At 72.3% G+C, this 15381-nt stretch carries 14 protein-coding genes and 2 tRNA genes; 5 read left to right on the top strand and 11 right to left on the bottom strand.

The annotated features are described in order from the left end of the window. Window position 1 precedes the first annotated feature (1 nt). The 5 genes from pdxS to pgsA all read right to left on the bottom strand — a co-directional run bounded on the left by pdxS (window position 2) and on the right by pgsA (window position 4630). A complete protein-coding gene (gene pdxS / locus ACQPW6_RS04525) occupies window positions 2-913 on the bottom strand; it encodes a pyridoxal 5'-phosphate synthase lyase subunit PdxS (protein WP_433888225.1) in 912 nt (303 codons plus the stop codon). A gap of 146 nt (window positions 914-1059) precedes the next feature. Further along, a complete protein-coding gene (locus ACQPW6_RS04530) occupies window positions 1060-1608 on the bottom strand; it encodes a hypothetical protein (RefSeq protein WP_433888226.1) in 549 nt (182 codons plus the stop codon). An 87-nt stretch (window positions 1609-1695) separates the two neighbouring features. Beyond that, entirely contained in the window at window positions 1696-2868 is a 1173-nt protein-coding gene (locus ACQPW6_RS04535; protein WP_433888227.1) for a glycosyltransferase family 4 protein, read from the bottom strand. Then, a complete protein-coding gene (locus ACQPW6_RS04540) occupies window positions 2865-3962 on the bottom strand; it encodes a phosphatidylinositol mannoside acyltransferase (protein WP_433888228.1) in 1098 nt (365 codons plus the stop codon). The genes ACQPW6_RS04535 and ACQPW6_RS04540 overlap by 4 nt, the downstream gene beginning before the upstream one ends. After that, a complete protein-coding gene (pgsA, locus tag ACQPW6_RS04545; protein WP_433888229.1) occupies window positions 3959-4630 on the bottom strand; it encodes a phosphatidylinositol phosphate synthase in 672 nt (223 codons plus the stop codon). The genes ACQPW6_RS04540 and pgsA overlap by 4 nt, the downstream gene beginning before the upstream one ends. Window positions 4631-4919: 289 nt before the next feature. Here pgsA and ACQPW6_RS04550 point away from each other — a divergent pair, with 289 nt between their 5' ends. After that, window positions 4920-7139, top strand: a complete 2220-nt coding sequence (locus ACQPW6_RS04550; protein WP_433888230.1) for an elongation factor G-like protein EF-G2 — start codon at window positions 4920-4922, stop codon at window positions 7137-7139. Between the two features lie 221 nt (window positions 7140-7360). Next, the gene (locus ACQPW6_RS04555; protein ID WP_433888231.1) at window positions 7361-9010 is read left to right on the top strand and encodes a hypothetical protein; all 1650 of its coding nucleotides are present in this window, start codon (window positions 7361-7363) and stop codon (window positions 9008-9010) included. Between the two features lie 48 nt (window positions 9011-9058). On the opposite strand, the gene ACQPW6_RS04560 is transcribed toward ACQPW6_RS04555, so the two are convergent. After that, window positions 9059-9616 (bottom strand): HIT family protein, encoded by a 558-nt coding sequence (locus ACQPW6_RS04560; protein ID WP_433888232.1) that lies wholly within the window; start codon window positions 9614-9616, stop codon window positions 9059-9061. Between the two features lie 66 nt (window positions 9617-9682). Between ACQPW6_RS04560 and ACQPW6_RS04565 the strand changes: the two genes are divergently transcribed. Beyond that, window positions 9683-10408, top strand: coding sequence for a potassium channel family protein (locus tag ACQPW6_RS04565; RefSeq protein WP_433888233.1), 726 nt, complete (start codon window positions 9683-9685; stop codon window positions 10406-10408). An 81-nt stretch (window positions 10409-10489) separates the two neighbouring features. Here the strand turns inward: ACQPW6_RS04565 and thrS are convergent, their stop codons facing one another. From thrS to ACQPW6_RS04585, 4 genes are all read right to left on the bottom strand, one after another. Beyond that, window positions 10490-12472 (bottom strand): threonine--tRNA ligase, encoded by a 1983-nt coding sequence (gene thrS, locus ACQPW6_RS04570; RefSeq protein WP_433888234.1) that lies wholly within the window; start codon window positions 12470-12472, stop codon window positions 10490-10492. A 162-nt stretch (window positions 12473-12634) separates the two neighbouring features. Next, window positions 12635-12709 (bottom strand) — tRNA-Val (locus ACQPW6_RS04575). A 38-nt stretch (window positions 12710-12747) separates the two neighbouring features. After that, the gene (locus tag ACQPW6_RS04580; RefSeq protein ID WP_433888235.1) at window positions 12748-13209 is read right to left on the bottom strand and encodes an SRPBCC family protein; all 462 of its coding nucleotides are present in this window, start codon (window positions 13207-13209) and stop codon (window positions 12748-12750) included. Window positions 13210-13302: 93 nt separating this feature from the next. After that, window positions 13303-13374, bottom strand: a tRNA-Val gene (locus tag ACQPW6_RS04585). A gap of 280 nt (window positions 13375-13654) precedes the next feature. Between ACQPW6_RS04585 and ACQPW6_RS04590 the strand changes: the two genes are divergently transcribed. Both ACQPW6_RS04590 and ACQPW6_RS04595 read left to right on the top strand, forming a co-directional pair. Continuing rightward, window positions 13655-14068 (top strand): SsgA family sporulation/cell division regulator, encoded by a 414-nt coding sequence (locus tag ACQPW6_RS04590; protein WP_003959770.1) that lies wholly within the window; start codon window positions 13655-13657, stop codon window positions 14066-14068. Window positions 14069-14269: 201 nt separating this feature from the next. Beyond that, on the top strand, window positions 14270-14836 hold the full coding sequence (locus tag ACQPW6_RS04595; protein WP_433888236.1) for a CGNR zinc finger domain-containing protein: 567 nt from the start codon (window positions 14270-14272) through the stop codon (window positions 14834-14836). Window positions 14837-14943: 107 nt separating this feature from the next. On the opposite strand, the gene ACQPW6_RS04600 is transcribed toward ACQPW6_RS04595, so the two are convergent. Further along, the gene (locus ACQPW6_RS04600) at window positions 14944-15318 is read right to left on the bottom strand and encodes a hypothetical protein (protein WP_433888237.1); all 375 of its coding nucleotides are present in this window, start codon (window positions 15316-15318) and stop codon (window positions 14944-14946) included. Between the last annotated feature and the right edge of the window lie 63 nt (window positions 15319-15381).

Here is a 15381-nt window from a genome sequence, read left to right on the forward strand (position 1 = left end):
ATTACCAGCCACGGTTCGCGTAGTGCTCGGACTCCGGGAGGGTGTCGATGTTGATGCCGACCATGGCCTCGCCGAGGTTGCGCGAGGAGTCGGCGACCACCTTCGGGTCGTCGAAGAACGTGGTCGCCCGCACGATGGCCGCCGCGCGCTTGGCCGGGTCGCCGGACTTGAAGATGCCGGAGCCGACGAAGACGCCCTCGGCGCCGAGCTGGCGCATCAGCGCCGCGTCGGCCGGGGTGGCCACGCCGCCCGCGGAGAACAGCACCACCGGCAGCTTGCCGAGCTGGGAGACCTCCTTGACCAGCTCGAACGGGGCCCGCAGCTCCTTGGCGGCGGCGTACAGCTCGTTGTTGTCCAGCCCCTTGAGGCGGTTGATCTCGCCCTTGATCTGGCGCAGGTGGCGGACCGCCTCCACCACGTTTCCGGTGCCGGCCTCGCCCTTGGAGCGGATCATGGCCGCGCCCTCGGCGATCCGGCGCAGCGCCTCACCGAGGTTGGTGGCACCGCAGACGAACGGGGTGGTGAAGGCCCACTTGTCGGAGTGGTTGACCTCGTCGGCCGGGGTGAGCACCTCGGACTCGTCGATGTAGTCCACGCCGAGCGCCTGGAGCACCTGGGCCTCGACGAAGTGGCCGATTCGCGACTTGGCCATCACCGGGATCGAGACGGCCTCGATGATGCCGTCGATCATGTCGGGGTCGGACATCCGGGCCACGCCGCCGTCCTTGCGGATGTCGGCGGGCACCCGCTCCAGCGCCATGACCGCGACCGCGCCGGCGTCCTCGGCGATCTTCGCCTGCTCGGGGGTGACGACGTCCATGATCACGCCGCCCTTGAGCTGCTCGGCCATGCCGCGCTTGACGCGTGCGGTGCCGGTCTCGGGAGTCGGGGCGGTGGCGGGGCTGGTGGACACGGTGAGGACCTCACTCGGTAGCGGAATCCGGGCTTCAGCCGGGGTCTGCTTCAATCCTCCGACGCTGTCGGCGGACCGGAAAGGGCCAATTCGCCGCAAGTGGCTCCCGCCGGTGGACTGGTCCCGGCGGTCGGACGAGACCGCCGTCAGTGGCTGCCGGCGCCGTCCGCGGTGAACGGGGCCGGCGGCACGTCGTCCATCTCGAAGGCCAGCGGGAACGGGGCGTGGCCGGCCAGCCGGAACCAGCGCACCACCCGGTGGGTGCGGACCGCCCGCGCGGCGCGCACCGCGTCGTTGTGGAAGCGGCGGGCCATCGGCACCCGCCGGACCGCCTGGGTCAGCTCGCCGATCGCGGCGGTGCCGCCGGGCGCCTCCCGTACCTCCTCCAGCGTGCCGGGCTCGGGGAACACCGCGCGCAGTGCCTGGCTCAGCTCGCTCTCGGCCACCTCCCGCTGCTCGGGCTCGGCCTGCCGGGCGGCGTGCGCGGCCTCGTAGAGCACGATCGAGGCGGCCGGGTCGAGCACCCCGGCGGTGGCCAACTCCTGGGCGACGGAGGCGCGGCGCAGCAGTTGGGCGTCAAGTGCGGCGCGGGCCGCGTCGATCCGGGCGTGCAGCCGGTCGAGGCGTCCCGCCGTCCAGCTCAGGTAGAGCCCGACGGCGACGATCGCCAGCACGACCCAGATGATGGTGGTCACGGGCGCAAAGGCTACCCGGCTGCCGGTCCCGGCCCGACCAGCGGCCGCCGCCGCGCCCGGTGTGTGCGGGCCGAGCAGGTGCCCGGATCAGTCCCTGGCGGAGTCGCGGGCCCGTCCGAAGCGGGCGCGCAGGCTGGTGCGTTCGTCGGTGGCCACGTGCGCGGCGCCGTCGGCGACCGTCTCGTAGACGGACAGGATGTCGGAGCCGACCGCGGACCAGTCGAAGCGCCGGACGTGCGCGCTGCCGCGGGACCGCAGCTCGGCCCGCCGATCGGGGTCGGCGAGCAGCCGCAGCGTGGTCGTGGCCAGCGCGTCGGCGTCCTCGTTGGCGAACAACTCCCCCGCGGCGCCCTCGTCCAGCACCTGGGCGAACGCGTCGAGGTCGCTCGCCACCACCGGCGCGCCCGCCGACATCGCCTCGACCAGGATGATCCCGAAGCTCTCGCCGCCGGTGTTGGGCGCGATGTACGCGTCGACGCTGCGCAGCAGCCGCGCCTTGTCCTCGTCACTGACCATGCCGAGGAACTCCACCCGGGCGCGCAGCGGTTCGGGCAGCGTCTCGACCGCCTCCTCGGTGTCGCCGCGCCCGGCGACCAGCAGCCGGGTCTGCGGGCGCTCGGCGAGGATCTTCGGCAGCGCCTTCATCAGCACCGGCAGCCCCTTGCGCGGCTCGTCGATCCGGCCGATGAAGCCGATGGTGTCGCCCTGCCACTCCGGCCGCGGCTCGGCGTCCGCGAAGAAGCCGACGTCGACGCCGTTGGGGATCACCACCGCGTCGCCGCCGAGGTGTTCGACCAGGGTGCGGCGGGCGTACTCGCTGACCGCGATCCGGGCGCGGATCTTCTCCAGCGCCGGCTGGAGGATCGGGTACGCGGCGATCATCGCGCGCGACCGCGGGTTGGAGGTGTGGAAGGTGGCCACGATCGGGCCCTGGGCGGCCCAGCAGGCGAGCAGCCCGAGCGAGGGCGAGCTCGGCTCGTGGATGTGCACCACGTCGAAGTTGCCGTCGTGCAGCCAGCGCCTGACCCGCGCGGCGGACAGGAAGCCGAAGTTCAGCCGGGCCACCGAGCCGTTGTACGGCACCGGCACCGCGCGTCCGGCGGAGACCACGTAGGGCGGCAGCGGCGTCTCGTCGTCGGCCGGCGCGAGCACCGAGACCTCGTGCCCGAGGCCGATCAGGTGCTTGGCCAGGTCCCTGATGTGGAACTGGACGCCGCCGGGCACGTCCCAGGAGTAGGGGCAGACGATCCCGATCTTCACGGTGTCTCCGTCCGGGACCGGTCCTGCGGGTCGGCCGGCGCGTCGGCCGGCGTCTCGGTCGCGGGCGGCTTCTCGGTCTCGGCCGGTGTCTCGGTCGCGGCCGCCGGAGCGGCGGGCCCGGCGTCGCCGAGACCGGGGGCGGCGCCGGAGCCGGGTTCGGCCGGGCGCGGCTCCAGGTCGGCGAGCCAGAGGCGTTGCAGCATGTGCCAGTCCTGGGGGTGCTCGGCGATGCCGGACGCGTACGCGTCGGCGAGTCGCTGCGTCATCACCGTGGTGCGGTGGGCGCGGTCGCCCTCCGCCGGGACCTCGACCGGCGGGTGCACCCGGCCCTGCATCACCGGCGAATCGTCATACCAAAGAGTGACGGGCAGCAGCAGCGCGCCGGTCTGCTGGGCGAGCATCGCGGGACCGGCCGGCATCCTGGTGCGCTCGCCGAAGAAGTCCACCTCGACGCCTGACGCCGACAGGTCGCGGTCGGCGACCAGGCAGACCAGCCCGCCGGCCCGCAGCCGCCTGGCCAGGATGCCGAACGCGGTGCCGCCCGAGTGCGGCAGCACCTCCATGCCCAGGCCCTCGCGGTAGGCCACGAAGCGGTCGTAGAGCGTCTCGGGTTTGAGCCGCTCGGCGACCGTGGTGAACGGGGTCTCCAGCTTGGTGGTCACCCAGGCGCCGGCCAGGTCGTAGTTGCCCATGTGCGGCAGCGCGAGGATCACTCCGCGGCCGGCCGCCAGCCCGTCGGTGAGGTAGTGCACGTCGGCGGGGTCGAAGCCGCCGCGTACCCGGTCCTTGCTCCAGGCGGGCAGCCGGAAGGACTCCATCCAGTACCGCAGGTAGGAGCGCATGCCGGCCTTGGACAGCTCGCGCAGCCGCGCCTCGCCCGCGTCCGGCAGCACCCGCGCGAGGTTGGCCTCCAGGCGCAGCACGCCCTTGCCGCGCCGCCGCCAGGTCAGGTCGGCCACGTTCCGGCCGAGCGCGCGGGCGGCCGGTTCCGGGAGCGTCTTGACCGCGCTCCAGGCCAGCCCGTACAGGTTGTCGGAGAGGCTGCCGACGAGGCTTCCCCTGAGCCTGGCGGCCCGGGAGGTGCCCTCGCTCACGCGTTGCTCCCGTTCTCCGCCAGCTCGGCCGCCGCGGCGGCGTCCGCCTCGGCGGACTCGCGGCGCACCGTGACCACCCGCTGGATCAGCGTGACCAGGCTGCCGGCGGCGACCGCCCACAGCGCGATCGGCAGCAGCCACTGGATGCCGGGCACGCCGAACTTGTGCAGTCCGGCGAAGCCGCAGAGCGTGAGCGTGACCACCAGCCGCTCGGCCCGCTCGACCAGCCCGTTGACGTTGACCGGCAGGCCGATCGCCTCGCCGCGGGCCTTGGTGTAGGACACCACCTGGCCGCTGGCCAGGCAGAAGATCGTCACCGCGCACAGCACGAGGTCGTCGCCGCGGCCCGCGTACCACATGGCCAGGCCGCCGAAGATCCCGGCGTCGGCGACCCGGTCGAGGGTGGAGTCGAGGAACGCCCCCCAGCGGCTGGAGACGCCCGCCTGCCGGGCCATGTTGCCGTCGACGAGGTCGGAGAAGACGAACAGGGTGATGACGACGGTGCCCCAGAAGAACTCGCCCCTGGGGTAGAAGACCAGAGCGCCCGCCACGACACCGGCGGTGCCGAGCAGCGTCACCGCGTCCGGGCTCACCCCCTTGCGCAGCAGAAATGTGGCGAACGGCGTGAGAACACGCGTGAAGAACGCACGCGCGTACTTGTTCAGCATGGCCTTCCCGACAGGTCGGAGGGGTGCGACGGGCGGCCGGGACCGGCCGCCGGATGGCCCATCGTAGCCAGCCGCGCGGTGGCCGACGCGCCAGGCACCGCTGAGCGGCCCCGCCGGCAGCGGCACACGTACGACGTATGGACGCAGCGTGACCGCCGTGGGAAGGTCGAAAGACCGCGGGCGTCGTCGAGGCCGGCCGCCGGTACGCGGCGCGGTCTCCCGTGGCGCCCATGGCACGCGCCCCAGGGCGCGGTCCCCCATGAGGTGACGGACCGGGAGGCGAGAGCACATGGGTGGTGCAGCCGACAGGAAAGACGGTCAACCAGGGGCCGCCGGAAGGGCACCGGCGGCCGGCCGCCCCGAAGAGGTGCGCAACGTGGTGCTGGTCGGCCACAGTGGAGCGGGGAAGACCACGCTGGTGGAGGCGCTCGCGCTGACCACCGGCGCGGTGAACAGGGCGGGCCGGGTCGAGGACGGCGGCTCGGTGTCCGACCACGACGAGATCGAGCAGCGGCAGCAGCGCTCCGTACAGCTGTCGCTGGTGCCCGTCGAGTGGGACGGGATCAAGGTCAATCTGCTCGACACGCCCGGGTACGCGGATTTCGTCGGCGAGCTGCGGGCCGGCCTGCGGGCCGCCGACGCGGCGCTGTTCGTGGTGTCCGCCGCGCAGGGCGGCGAGGGCATCGGCGGCGCGACCCGGATGGTGTGGGACGAGTGCGCGGCCGTCGGGATGCCGCGGGCGGTGGTGGTGACGCACCTGGAGTCGGCCAGGGCCGGCTTCGAGGAGATGGCCGACGCCTGCGCCCGCGAGCTGGGCGGCGACGACCCGGACGCGGTGCTGCCGCTCTACCTGCCGGTGCACGGACCGGCGGGCCCCGACGGGCACGCGCCGGTCACCGGCCTCGCCGGGCTGCTGACGCAGCAGGTCTACGACTACTCCTCGGGCCGCCGGGAGGACCGCGAGCCGGGGCCCGAGCTGCTGCCGCTGCTGGAGCGGGCCCGCAACCGGCTGATCGAGGGGATCATCGCGGAGAGCGAGGACGAGACGCTGATGGACCGCTACCTCGGCGGTGCGGAGATCGACGTCCGGACGCTGATCACCGACCTGGAGCGGGCGGTGGCCCGCGGCACGTTCCACCCGGTGCTGGCCGCCGCGCCCGCCGCCGACGGCGCCCGGCAGGGCCTGGGCACCGTCGAGCTGCTCGAACTGGTCACCGGCGGCTTCCCGACGCCGCCGGAGCGGGCGCTGCCACCGGTCACCAGCCCGGACGGCGCGCCGCGGCAGCCGCTGGCCTGCGACCCGGACGGTCCGCTGGCCGCCGAGGTGGTCAAGACGTCCTCCGACCCCTATGTCGGCCGGATCAGCCTGGTGCGAGTGTTCTCCGGCACGCTGCGCCCGGACGAGACGGTGCACGTGTCGGGGCACGGGATGCTGGAGCGCGGCCACGCCGACCACGACGTGGACGAGCGGATCGGCGCGCTCTCCTCGCCGTTCGGCAGGCACCAGCGGCCGGTGCCGTCGGCGATGGCGGGCGACCTGGTGTGCGTGGCGAAGCTGTCCCGCGCGGAGACCGGCGACACCCTCTCGGACAAGGACAGCCCGCTGCTGATGGAGCCGTGGGTGATGCCCGACCCGCTGCTGCCGGTGGCCATCGAGGCGCACAGCAAGGCCGACGAGGACAAGCTGTCGCAGGGCCTGGCCCGGCTGGTCGCCGAGGATCCCACGATGCGGCTGGAGCAGAACCCCGACACCCGGCAGGTGGTGCTGTGGTGCCTGGGCGAGGCGCACGCCGACGTCGCCCTGGAGCGGCTGCGCGGCCGGTACGGCGTGCAGGTGGACGCGGTCCCGTACAAGGTGTCGCTGCGGGAGACCTTCGGCGGCCCGGCCAGCGCGCGCGGCCGGCACGTCAAGCAGTCCGGCGGGCACGGGCAGTTCGCGATCTGCGAGATCGAGGTGGAGCCGCTGCCGGTGGGCTCGGGCGTGGAGTTCGTGGACAAGGTGATCGGCGGCGCGGTGCCCCGGCAGTTCATCCCGTCGGTGGAGAAGGGCGTACGCGCGCAGGCCGCCCGCGGGGTGACGCTCGGCTTCCCGGTGGTGGACATCAGGGTGACGCTGTCGGACGGCAAGGCGCACTCGGTCGACTCCTCCGACGCCGCCTTCCAGACCGCGGGCGCGCTGGCGCTGCGGGAGGCCGCCGCCGCGGCGCGAATCCAGCTGCTCGAACCGGTCGCCGAGGTCGGCGTCATGGTGCCGGACGCGTACGTGGGCCCGGTGATGAGCGACCTGTCCAGCCGCCGCGGCCGGGTGCTCGGCAGCGAGCAGGCCGGCGGCGGGCGCAGCGTGGTGCACGCCGAGGTGCCGGAGATCGAGATGGGCCGCTACGCCGTCGACCTGCGCTCGCTGTCGCACGGCACCGGCCGGTTCAGCCGGCACTACGCCCGGCACGAGCCGATGCCCGCGCAACTGGCCGACAAGCTGCGGCAGGACGAGGCGGCGCACAGCAGATGAGCCCCGGTCCGTACCCGTTGCGGCCCCGTCCGGCCCCGCCGGACATGACGGGTAAGCGCCAACTTGGCACCAGGGAAGGCCAATCGGCGGTCCGCGGCCCCACCGCGGGCCGCCGCGCCGCTAATCTGGTGACTGCTCCGAACGTGTGACACCGGCATAGGCGGGGAATGGGCCGGTCGGAGCCGGTGTACTGGCGGGCGCGACGGCGAACTGGGGGCAGCGTGACGGATACCGGGTTCGACTTCAGCCCCGGGGCGCAGGTACCGCTGCTCGGTACCGACGGCGAGACGGCCGCCACCCAGGCGCTGGCCTCCGCCGCGTACCGCGACTCCGCGGTCACCGCGCTGGTCGACATCAACGACGCGTCGAAGGTCAAGCCGCCGCGGATGTCGCTGTTCGAGCCCAACCTCGGCGAGGCGTTCGCCCGCGCGGTGCAGGTGCGGATGCTCGGCCCGAGCCGCAAGGAGCTGGTCCAGTCCTTCGGCGTCGAACCGCAGACCGTGGTCGAGCACTGCCTCGCCGCCAACCGCATCCGGCAGGAACGCGACAACAAGCTCACCATCGTGATGGCGGCCTGCCTGCTGTTCCTGCCCGCCGTCCTGGTCTGGCTCGGCGCCTTCCAGCTGCGCAAGTCGCTGACCACGCTGCGCTCCAGGGGCAGCAAGGCGGGCGCGCTCGGCGGCGTGGTGCTGGCCGTCACGGTCGGCTTCACCCTGCTGCTGGCGATCAGGCCGCCGTTCAGCGGGTTCTGGCAGCTCTACTTCCGGGTGATGATGATCGTCCCGGTCATCGGCTGGTACTACGCGAAGCGGATCTGCGAGCAGAACATCAAGGACATGCGGGAGCGCTGGGGCGGCCTGGTGGCCGGCAGCGGGGTCGGCGCGAAGATCCCCGAGGCGGTCCCCCGCAACCCCAACCAGCTGCGGGCCGAGACGCTGCGGCAGAGCCTGGCCAAGCTGTCGGCCGAGCAGAACAGCAATGTGGTCTTCTACGCGGGCCCCAAGGGGATACTCGGCATGGGCAGCCGCTGGGGCAGCTGGCAGATGGCCGAGGAGCTGCTGCCGCGCGAAGGGCTCGCCGAGATCCACCCGTTCCGCAGCTGGGACGTGATCCGGGCGATACACGACAAGCTGCGGATGCTGGAGCGCGGCCCGCTGCACACCGGCGGCTTCCCCAAGCCGTCGATACGGCACTGGGTCGTGGTGCCGATCAATGAGGGCGCGGGCAAGATAGTGCGGCCGACGGGCCCCGAGGTGGACGCGTTCAGCGTCAAGGACTTCGAGATCCAGCGGATCTGCAACAACCAGCAGTTCGGCAAGGGCAACCGGCACTACCTGGGCATCACGTTCACCCTGTGGGAGGGCAACCTCGTCATCACCTTGATGGTGACGGTGACGGTGCTCGCGAACACCCTGCGGGTGGAGGTCACCGGCCACGCGCTCGGCCCGGTGCACTCGCTGTTCACCTCGGGGCCGCCGGACAAGACCAGGTCGGTGAACAAGCAGGTCAAGTTCTGGGAGACCCGGGACGTCAACGTGGCGGTGATCAACCCGACCGAGGTGGTCCGGCTGACCGCGCGGGCGCCGCTGACCCGGTTCCCCGCCATCCTGGACTACCTCGGCGGCACCCTCACGCTGCCCGAGCCGTTCGGGCTGCGGCACACCTGGGTGGACAAGCCGTGGAGGCACCGCTTCATGGCCGACGACGCGCTGCGCGCCGCCACTCCGGTGCTGCGCGCCGTGCACGCCGCCGCCATCCAGGTCATGGAGGAGAACGGCGTGGACACCTCGCACTTCACCAACCGCTCGATGGTGCTCAGCGGGCTGGTGCAGGACCCGACGCCCGGCAAGGCCGACACCTACGACGCCTGAGGGCGCGCCCGTTCGGGCGCGCCCCCGGGGCCGGCGTGAGCGGCGGGATCAGGACGGCCAGACGTCCGCGAGCATCTTCCGGGTGTCGGCCAGCAGTTGCGGCAGCACCTTGGTGTGCCCGACCACCGGCATGAAGTTGACGTCGCCGCCCCACCGCGGCACCACGTGCTGGTGCAGGTGGGCGGCGATCCCGGCGCCGGCCACCGCGCCCTGGTTCATCCCGATGTTGAAGCCCTGCGCGGCCGATGCGGTACGCAGCGCCGTCATCGCCTGCTTGGTCAGCTCGGCCAGCTCCGCGGTCTCGTCCGCGTCGAGCTCCGGGTAGTCGGCGACGTGCCGGTAGGGCACCACCATCAGGTGCCCGCTGTTGTACGGGTACAGGTTGAGCACCACGTAGACGTGCTCGGCCCTGGTGATGATGAGGCCGTCCTCGTCGGTCTCGGCGGGGATCGCACAGAACGGACATCCGTCCTCGGCACCGGGACCGGTGGGCTTGTTCTCACCCTGGATGTACGCCATACGGTGCGGGGTCCACAGGCGCTCGAACGCGTCCGGGACCCCCGCTCCGGTGTGCTTCTCCGGCTCACTCGTCATGTCGGCCAGCATAGGACTTCCCTCCCCGCGCGCGTGTCGCCGGGCCTGCCGCCGGCCGCCGGCGGCGATCCTGGCCGGATGGACGCCACGGACCCCGGGAACCCCAGCGGCCCCACCGACGGCGGGGACCCCACGCACGGCGGGGACGCGGACGGCCGCGCGGCCCGCTGGGAGAACCGCACGGAGATCCCGCTGTTCCTCGCCTCGCTGCTCTACCTCGCCGCCTACGCGGTCGAGGTGCTCGCCCCCGACCTGCCCTCGGGCTGGCACTTCCTGTGCCTGGCCGTCACCGCCACGACCTGGGCCGCCTTCGCCGCCGACTACCTGATCCGGCTGCGGCTGAGCGGGAGGCGGCTCGGCCCGGCCTACGTACGCGACCACGCGCTGGACACCGTCGTGCTGGTGCTGCCGCTGCTGCGCCCGCTGCGGATGGTCAAGGTCTACGAGGCCGTGCAGCGCCGCCAGGAGCGTCCCCGGCTTGACCTGTACGCCCGGGTGATCGCCTACGCCGGGCTGACCGCGGCGCTGGTCGGCTTCGCCGGCGCGCTGGCCGTCTACCAGCAGGAGCGGGGCGCTCCCGGCGCCGACATCCGGACCTTCGGCGACGCGCTGTGGTGGGCCTGCTCCACGCTCACCACGGTCGGCTACGGGGACGCGACCCCGGTCACCGCGGCCGGGCGGCTGATCGCGTTCGTCGTGATGGTCTGCGGCCTGGCGCTGCTCGGCGCGGTGACGGGCTCGTTCTCGTCCTGGCTGCTGCGGGTCTTCGCCCGGGAGGGCGAGGAAGGGCCCCCGGTCCGCTGAGGAGGCGGTCCGGGGGCCCGACGGCTGCTTTGCCGGCGCCTGAGGTCGTGGCGGCGCCCGAGGTCGTGGCGGCGCCTGAGGTCAGACCTGGGCGCGGGTCTGCACCGCGGTCAGGATCTCGGCGAGGGCCTCGTCGCGCGGGATGCCGTTCTTCTGCGAGTTGTCGCGGTAGCGGAAGGAGACCGTGCCCGCGGCCATGTCGTCGTCGCCGACGATCACCATGTACGGCACGCGCTGCTTCTGGTGGGTGCGGATCTTCTTCTGCATCCGGTCCGACGAGCCGTCCACCTCGACCCGCAGCCCCTTGCGCCTGGCCTCGTCGGCGAACTCCTGGAGGTAGGGCACGTGCGCGTCGCCGACCGGGATGCCGACCGCCTGGACGGGGGCCAGCCAGGCCGGGAAGGCGCCCGCGTAGTGCTCAAGGAGCACCGCGAAGAACCGCTCGATGCTGCCGAACAGCGCCCGGTGGATCATCACCGGCTGCTGCCGGCTGCCGTCCGCCGCGGTGTACTCCAGCTTGAACCTGGCGGGCTGCTGGAAGTCCACCTGGATCGTGGACATCTGCCAGGTCCTGCCGATCGCGTCCCGCGCCTGCACCGAGATCTTCGGCCCGTAGAAGGCCGCGCCGCCCGGGTCCATGACGAGCTCCAGGCCCTGCTTGCCGGCCGCCTGCCGCAGCTGCTCGGTGGCCTCGGCCCACTCCTGCGGCGAGCCGATGAACTTGTCCGACTCACCGCGGGTGGACAGCTCCAGGTAGAAGTCGCTGAGGCCGTAGTCGCGCAGCAGGTTCAGTACGAAGGTGAGCAGCGAGTCCAGCTCGTCGGGCACCTGCTCCTTGGTGCAGTAGATGTGCGAGTCGTCCTGGGTGAAGCCGCGGGTCCGGGTCAGGCCGTGCACGACACCGGACTTCTCGTACCGGTACACGGTGCCGAACTCGAAGAGCCGCAGCGGCAGTTCGCGGTAGGACCGGCCGCGGGCGGCGAAGATCAGGTTGTGCATCGGGCAGTTCATGGCCTTGAGGTAGTAGTCCTGCCCCTCGAACTCCATCGGAGGGAACATGCCCTCCGCGTAGTGCGGCAGGTGCCCCGAGGTCTCGAACAGCTTGGCCTTGCTCAGATGCGGGGTGTTGACGAACTCGTAGTCCGACTCCTCGTGGCGCAGCCGGGAGTACGCCTCCATCTCCTTGCGGATCAGCCCGCCCTTGGGGTGGAACACCGCCAGCCCGGAGCCCAGTTCCTCCGGGAAGGAGAACAGGTCCAGCTCCGCGCCGAGCTTGCGGTGGTCGCGCTTGGCGGCCTCCTCAAGGAACTCCAGGTGCGCCTTGAGCTCTTCCCTGGTCGGCCACGCGGTGCCGTAGATCCGCTGCAGCTGGGCGTTCTTCTCGCTGCCCCGCCAGTACGCGGCGGCGTTGCGCATCAGCTTGAACGCCGGGATGTTGCGGGTGGTGGGCAGGTGCGGGCCGCGGCAGAGGTCCTTCCAGCACAGCTCGCCGGTCTTGGCGTCCAGGTTGTCGTAGATGGTCAGCTCGCCGGCGCCGACCTCGACCCCCGCGCCGTCCTCGGCCTCGGCGGCGCCGCCCTTGAGGCCGATCAGCTCCAGCTTGTAGGGCTCGTCGGCCAGTTCGGCCCGGGCCTCCTCGTCGGTGACCACCCGGCGGGAGAAGCGCTGGCCGCGCTTCTGGATCTCCTGCATCTTCTTCTCGACGGCCTTGAGGTCCTCGGGGGTGAACGGCTGCGCCACGTCGAAGTCGTAGTAGAAGCCGTCCTTGATCGGCGGGCCGATGCCGAGCCGGGCATCCGGGTGCAGCTCCTGCACGGCCTGGGCCATCACGTGCGCGGTGGAGTGCCGCAGGATGTTCAGCCCGTCCTCGCTGGTGATGTCCACCGGCTCGACCTCGTCGCCGTCGGCGAGCGGGCGGCTGAGATCCCGCAACTCGCCGCCGATCCGGGCGGCCACCACGGACCGCTCACCGGCGAACAGCTCCGCCGCGGTCGTCCCCGTCGTGACCACCCGCTCTTCCAAGTCAACGGAATCGCGTTTGATGATCACACGGAGGTCTGACACCGGTCTGCTCCTGACTGAGGCGGTACGGGTTCGATGGCTTCGATGAGCGGCGGCACCGCCGCCCGCCTGAATCGTACCGATCGCGGACCGCTCCCCGCGAAGCAGTAACGGAAGAGGGCGGGGCCCGCCCGCGCTACCGCGGACAGACCCCGCCCTCTGGCGTGGTGGGCGATACTGGGATCGAACCAGTGACCCCTTCGGTGTGAACGAAGTGCTCTCCCGCTGAGCTAATCGCCCGGGACGTCACGAACCTTACAGGCCGGAAGGGCGGGGGTTCAAACCACATCGGCGGTGTCGGCGGCGAGCCTCGCCCGCAGGCCGCGCAGGCCGCTGCGCATCATCAGCGCGTGGTTGGCGACGAAGAGCGGGCGGCAGGGCAGGGCGAGCAGCCGCATCAGGGGCTTGCGCACCACGACCTCCTGCTCGAACAGCAGCCGGGTGCCGGGCTCTCCGTCGCCGATCGTCCAGCGCACCCAGCCCTCCAGGTCGCCGGTCATGGCGACTTCGAGCACCCGGCGGGCGGGGTCGTGCCGGGTGGAGCGGGCGTGCACGGTCAGGTCGTACGGGAGCAGCGAACGGAACGTCAGGGTGCCGGTGGTGTCGCCGGTCTGCCGCACCTCGCGCACCTGCGGCCACCACCTGGGGTACCAGTCGGGGCGCTCCAGCAGCCGGTAGACGGTCCCGGGCTCGGCGTCCAGCCGCCACGTACTGCGGAATCGGTACCGGCTCCAGTCCATACCGCCAGTGTGCCCGCCGAGTTGGCCGCCCGGGGGCGAACGCGAAGGACCCCGGAGACCGCTGTGCGCGGTGTCCGGGATCCTTGAACCGGGTGGGCGATACTGGGATCGAACCAGTGACCCCTTCGGTGTGAACGAAGTGCTCTCCCGCTGAGCTAATCGCCCCGGCGTGCCGACAACTTTACCGCACCCCAGCGGGCCTCCCGCACACAGCTGCGCGCCGCGCTCGTCACGCTCCGCAGTCGGACGGTCAAACATGAGTCTCCGGCGGAGCCCGCCGGGGTCACCGAAATGGGCGTTCGGGATGTCTCGGTACTAGGCCGGACGAGGTACCAGAAGCCTCACAAACCCCTCAGAGGGGTTTACAACGTCCTCGCAGGTGGCATGTCGATTTCGCCGACGTGCGAATCCCCGAGCGCACACTGAGCGAAAGGCCCTGGCGCTTATGAACACCACGGTCAGCTGCGAGCTGCACCTGCGCCTCGTTGTGTCGAGCGAATCCTCACTGCCTGTACCCGCGGGCTTGCGGTACGACACGGCCGATCCGTATGCCGTGCACGCCACCTTCCACACCGGAGCCGAAGAGACGGTCGAATGGGTGTTCGCCCGCGACCTGCTCGCCGAGGGGCTGCACCGGCCCACCGGCACCGGCGACGTCAGAGTCTGGCCGTCCCGCAGCCACGGTCAGGGCGTCGTGTGCATCGCCCTCAGCTCCCCGGAGGGCGAGGCCCTGCTCGAGGCCCCGGCGCGGGCCCTGGAGTCCTTCCTGAAGCGGACGGACGCCGCGGTCCCGCCGGGTACCGAGCATCGCCACTTCGACCTCGACACGGAGCTCTCCCACATCCTCGCGGAGAGCTGAGACCCGCAACCGACAGTCCGCGGCCCGTCCTACTCGGGGGGACGGCCCGGACGCCCAAGGCCACGCCGGGCCTCACCCGGTCCGCCTGCACCGTGTACGCCAGAGCCGTCACCGCGGGGCCCACAGCCCCACGGCGGCGGCTCTCGCGCGCTAGAGTCACCGGAACGCAACCGCCCGATATCTCCGGCAGGGAGCGATTCCGTGCTGATCAACCATGACACCAGGTGCGCTCTCGACAGCGTGGTCGACCTGGTGAACACCGCGCCTGCCATCGAGGGGCGGGAGGCGCTGGCGGACGTGGCCGCGCTGCGCGCCTTCGTGCAGCGCAACGAGGTCAGCGAGGTCGGCCGGCTCGACCAGGGGGACGTCGAGGCCGTCCACGCGATCCGGGCCAGCTTCACCGAGGTCTTCGGCGCCGGCGACGACGGCTCGGCCGCCCGGCTGCTGAACGCGATGATCGCCGAGGCCGGCACCACCCCGCGGCTGACCGCCCACGACGGCTACGACTGGCACGTGCACTACTTCGCGCCCGGCGCCTCGCTGGCCGACCACCTGGCCGCCGACTGCGGGATGGCGCTGTCGTTCCTGATCGTCTCGGGCGAGCGGGAACGGCTGCGGCGCTGCGACGCGCCCGACTGCCGCCGGGCCTTCGTGGACCTCTCGCGCAACCGTTCCCGCCGCTACTGCGACAGCCGCACCTGCGGAAACCGGCTCCACGTGGCCGCCTACCGGGCCCGGCGCCGCGAGGCCGACACCGCGGCCTCCTAGGACCTGTCCGGGCCCTGGCGGGCCGCTCAGCGGCTCGGAGGCGGCCACCTGGACGCCGGGGGGCGGCTCGCGGGGCCACGGGGGCCGGTCGGATCACGCGGCCGGCGTCAGAGAAACAGCAGATCCCACGCCCCGCCCGCGCCGATCAGGCCGCCGATCACGCACAGGAACAGCATCAGCGGCGGCTGCGACAGGGCGTACAGGCACCCGCGCGGCTCCGGGACGCCGTCCGGCCGGACCGGCGCGAGGCCGTCCTGCGGGCTCGGCTCCGGCTGTGGCCGCTGCGGCGGCCGGGGTCTCGCCGGCCGCAGCGGGCGGGACGGAAGCGCGGGAATTCCCGGCAGCGCCGGCAGCTCCGGAAGCTCGGCCAGCTCGCTGAGAGCGGGGAGGACAGGGACGGCGAGGGCGACGGCGGCGGATGCGGGCGATTCCGCACGGTCCGGCCGCGTAGGGGAAAGTCCTTCCCCGGTGGAGGGCAGCACACGCCGATGATCGCGCAGCGCGCGATCACTCGTGACCCAACACGCGGACTCCCAGGGGTGGTT

This window comes from Streptomyces sp. CA-111067 (genome assembly GCF_050956065.1).
Taxonomy (GTDB): domain Bacteria; phylum Actinomycetota; class Actinomycetes; order Streptomycetales; family Streptomycetaceae; genus Actinacidiphila.

Bases quoted from the DNA above. Each gene is read 5' to 3' on its own strand.
- pgsA (WP_433888229.1), bottom strand. From the start codon at position 4,630: ATGCTGAACAAGTACGCGCGTGCGTTCTTCACGCGTGTTCTCACGCCG.
- ACQPW6_RS04550 (WP_433888230.1), top strand. From the start codon at position 4,920: ATGGGTGGTGCAGCCGACAGGAAAGACGGTCAACCAGGGGCCGCCGGA.
- ACQPW6_RS04560 (WP_433888232.1), bottom strand. From the start codon at position 9,616: ATGCTGGCCGACATGACGAGTGAGCCGGAGAAGCACACCGGAGCGGGG.
- ACQPW6_RS04565 (WP_433888233.1), top strand. From the start codon at position 9,683: ATGGACGCCACGGACCCCGGGAACCCCAGCGGCCCCACCGACGGCGGG.
- ACQPW6_RS04580 (WP_433888235.1), bottom strand. From the start codon at position 13,209: ATGGACTGGAGCCGGTACCGATTCCGCAGTACGTGGCGGCTGGACGCC.
- ACQPW6_RS04590 (WP_003959770.1), top strand. From the start codon at position 13,655: ATGAACACCACGGTCAGCTGCGAGCTGCACCTGCGCCTCGTTGTGTCG.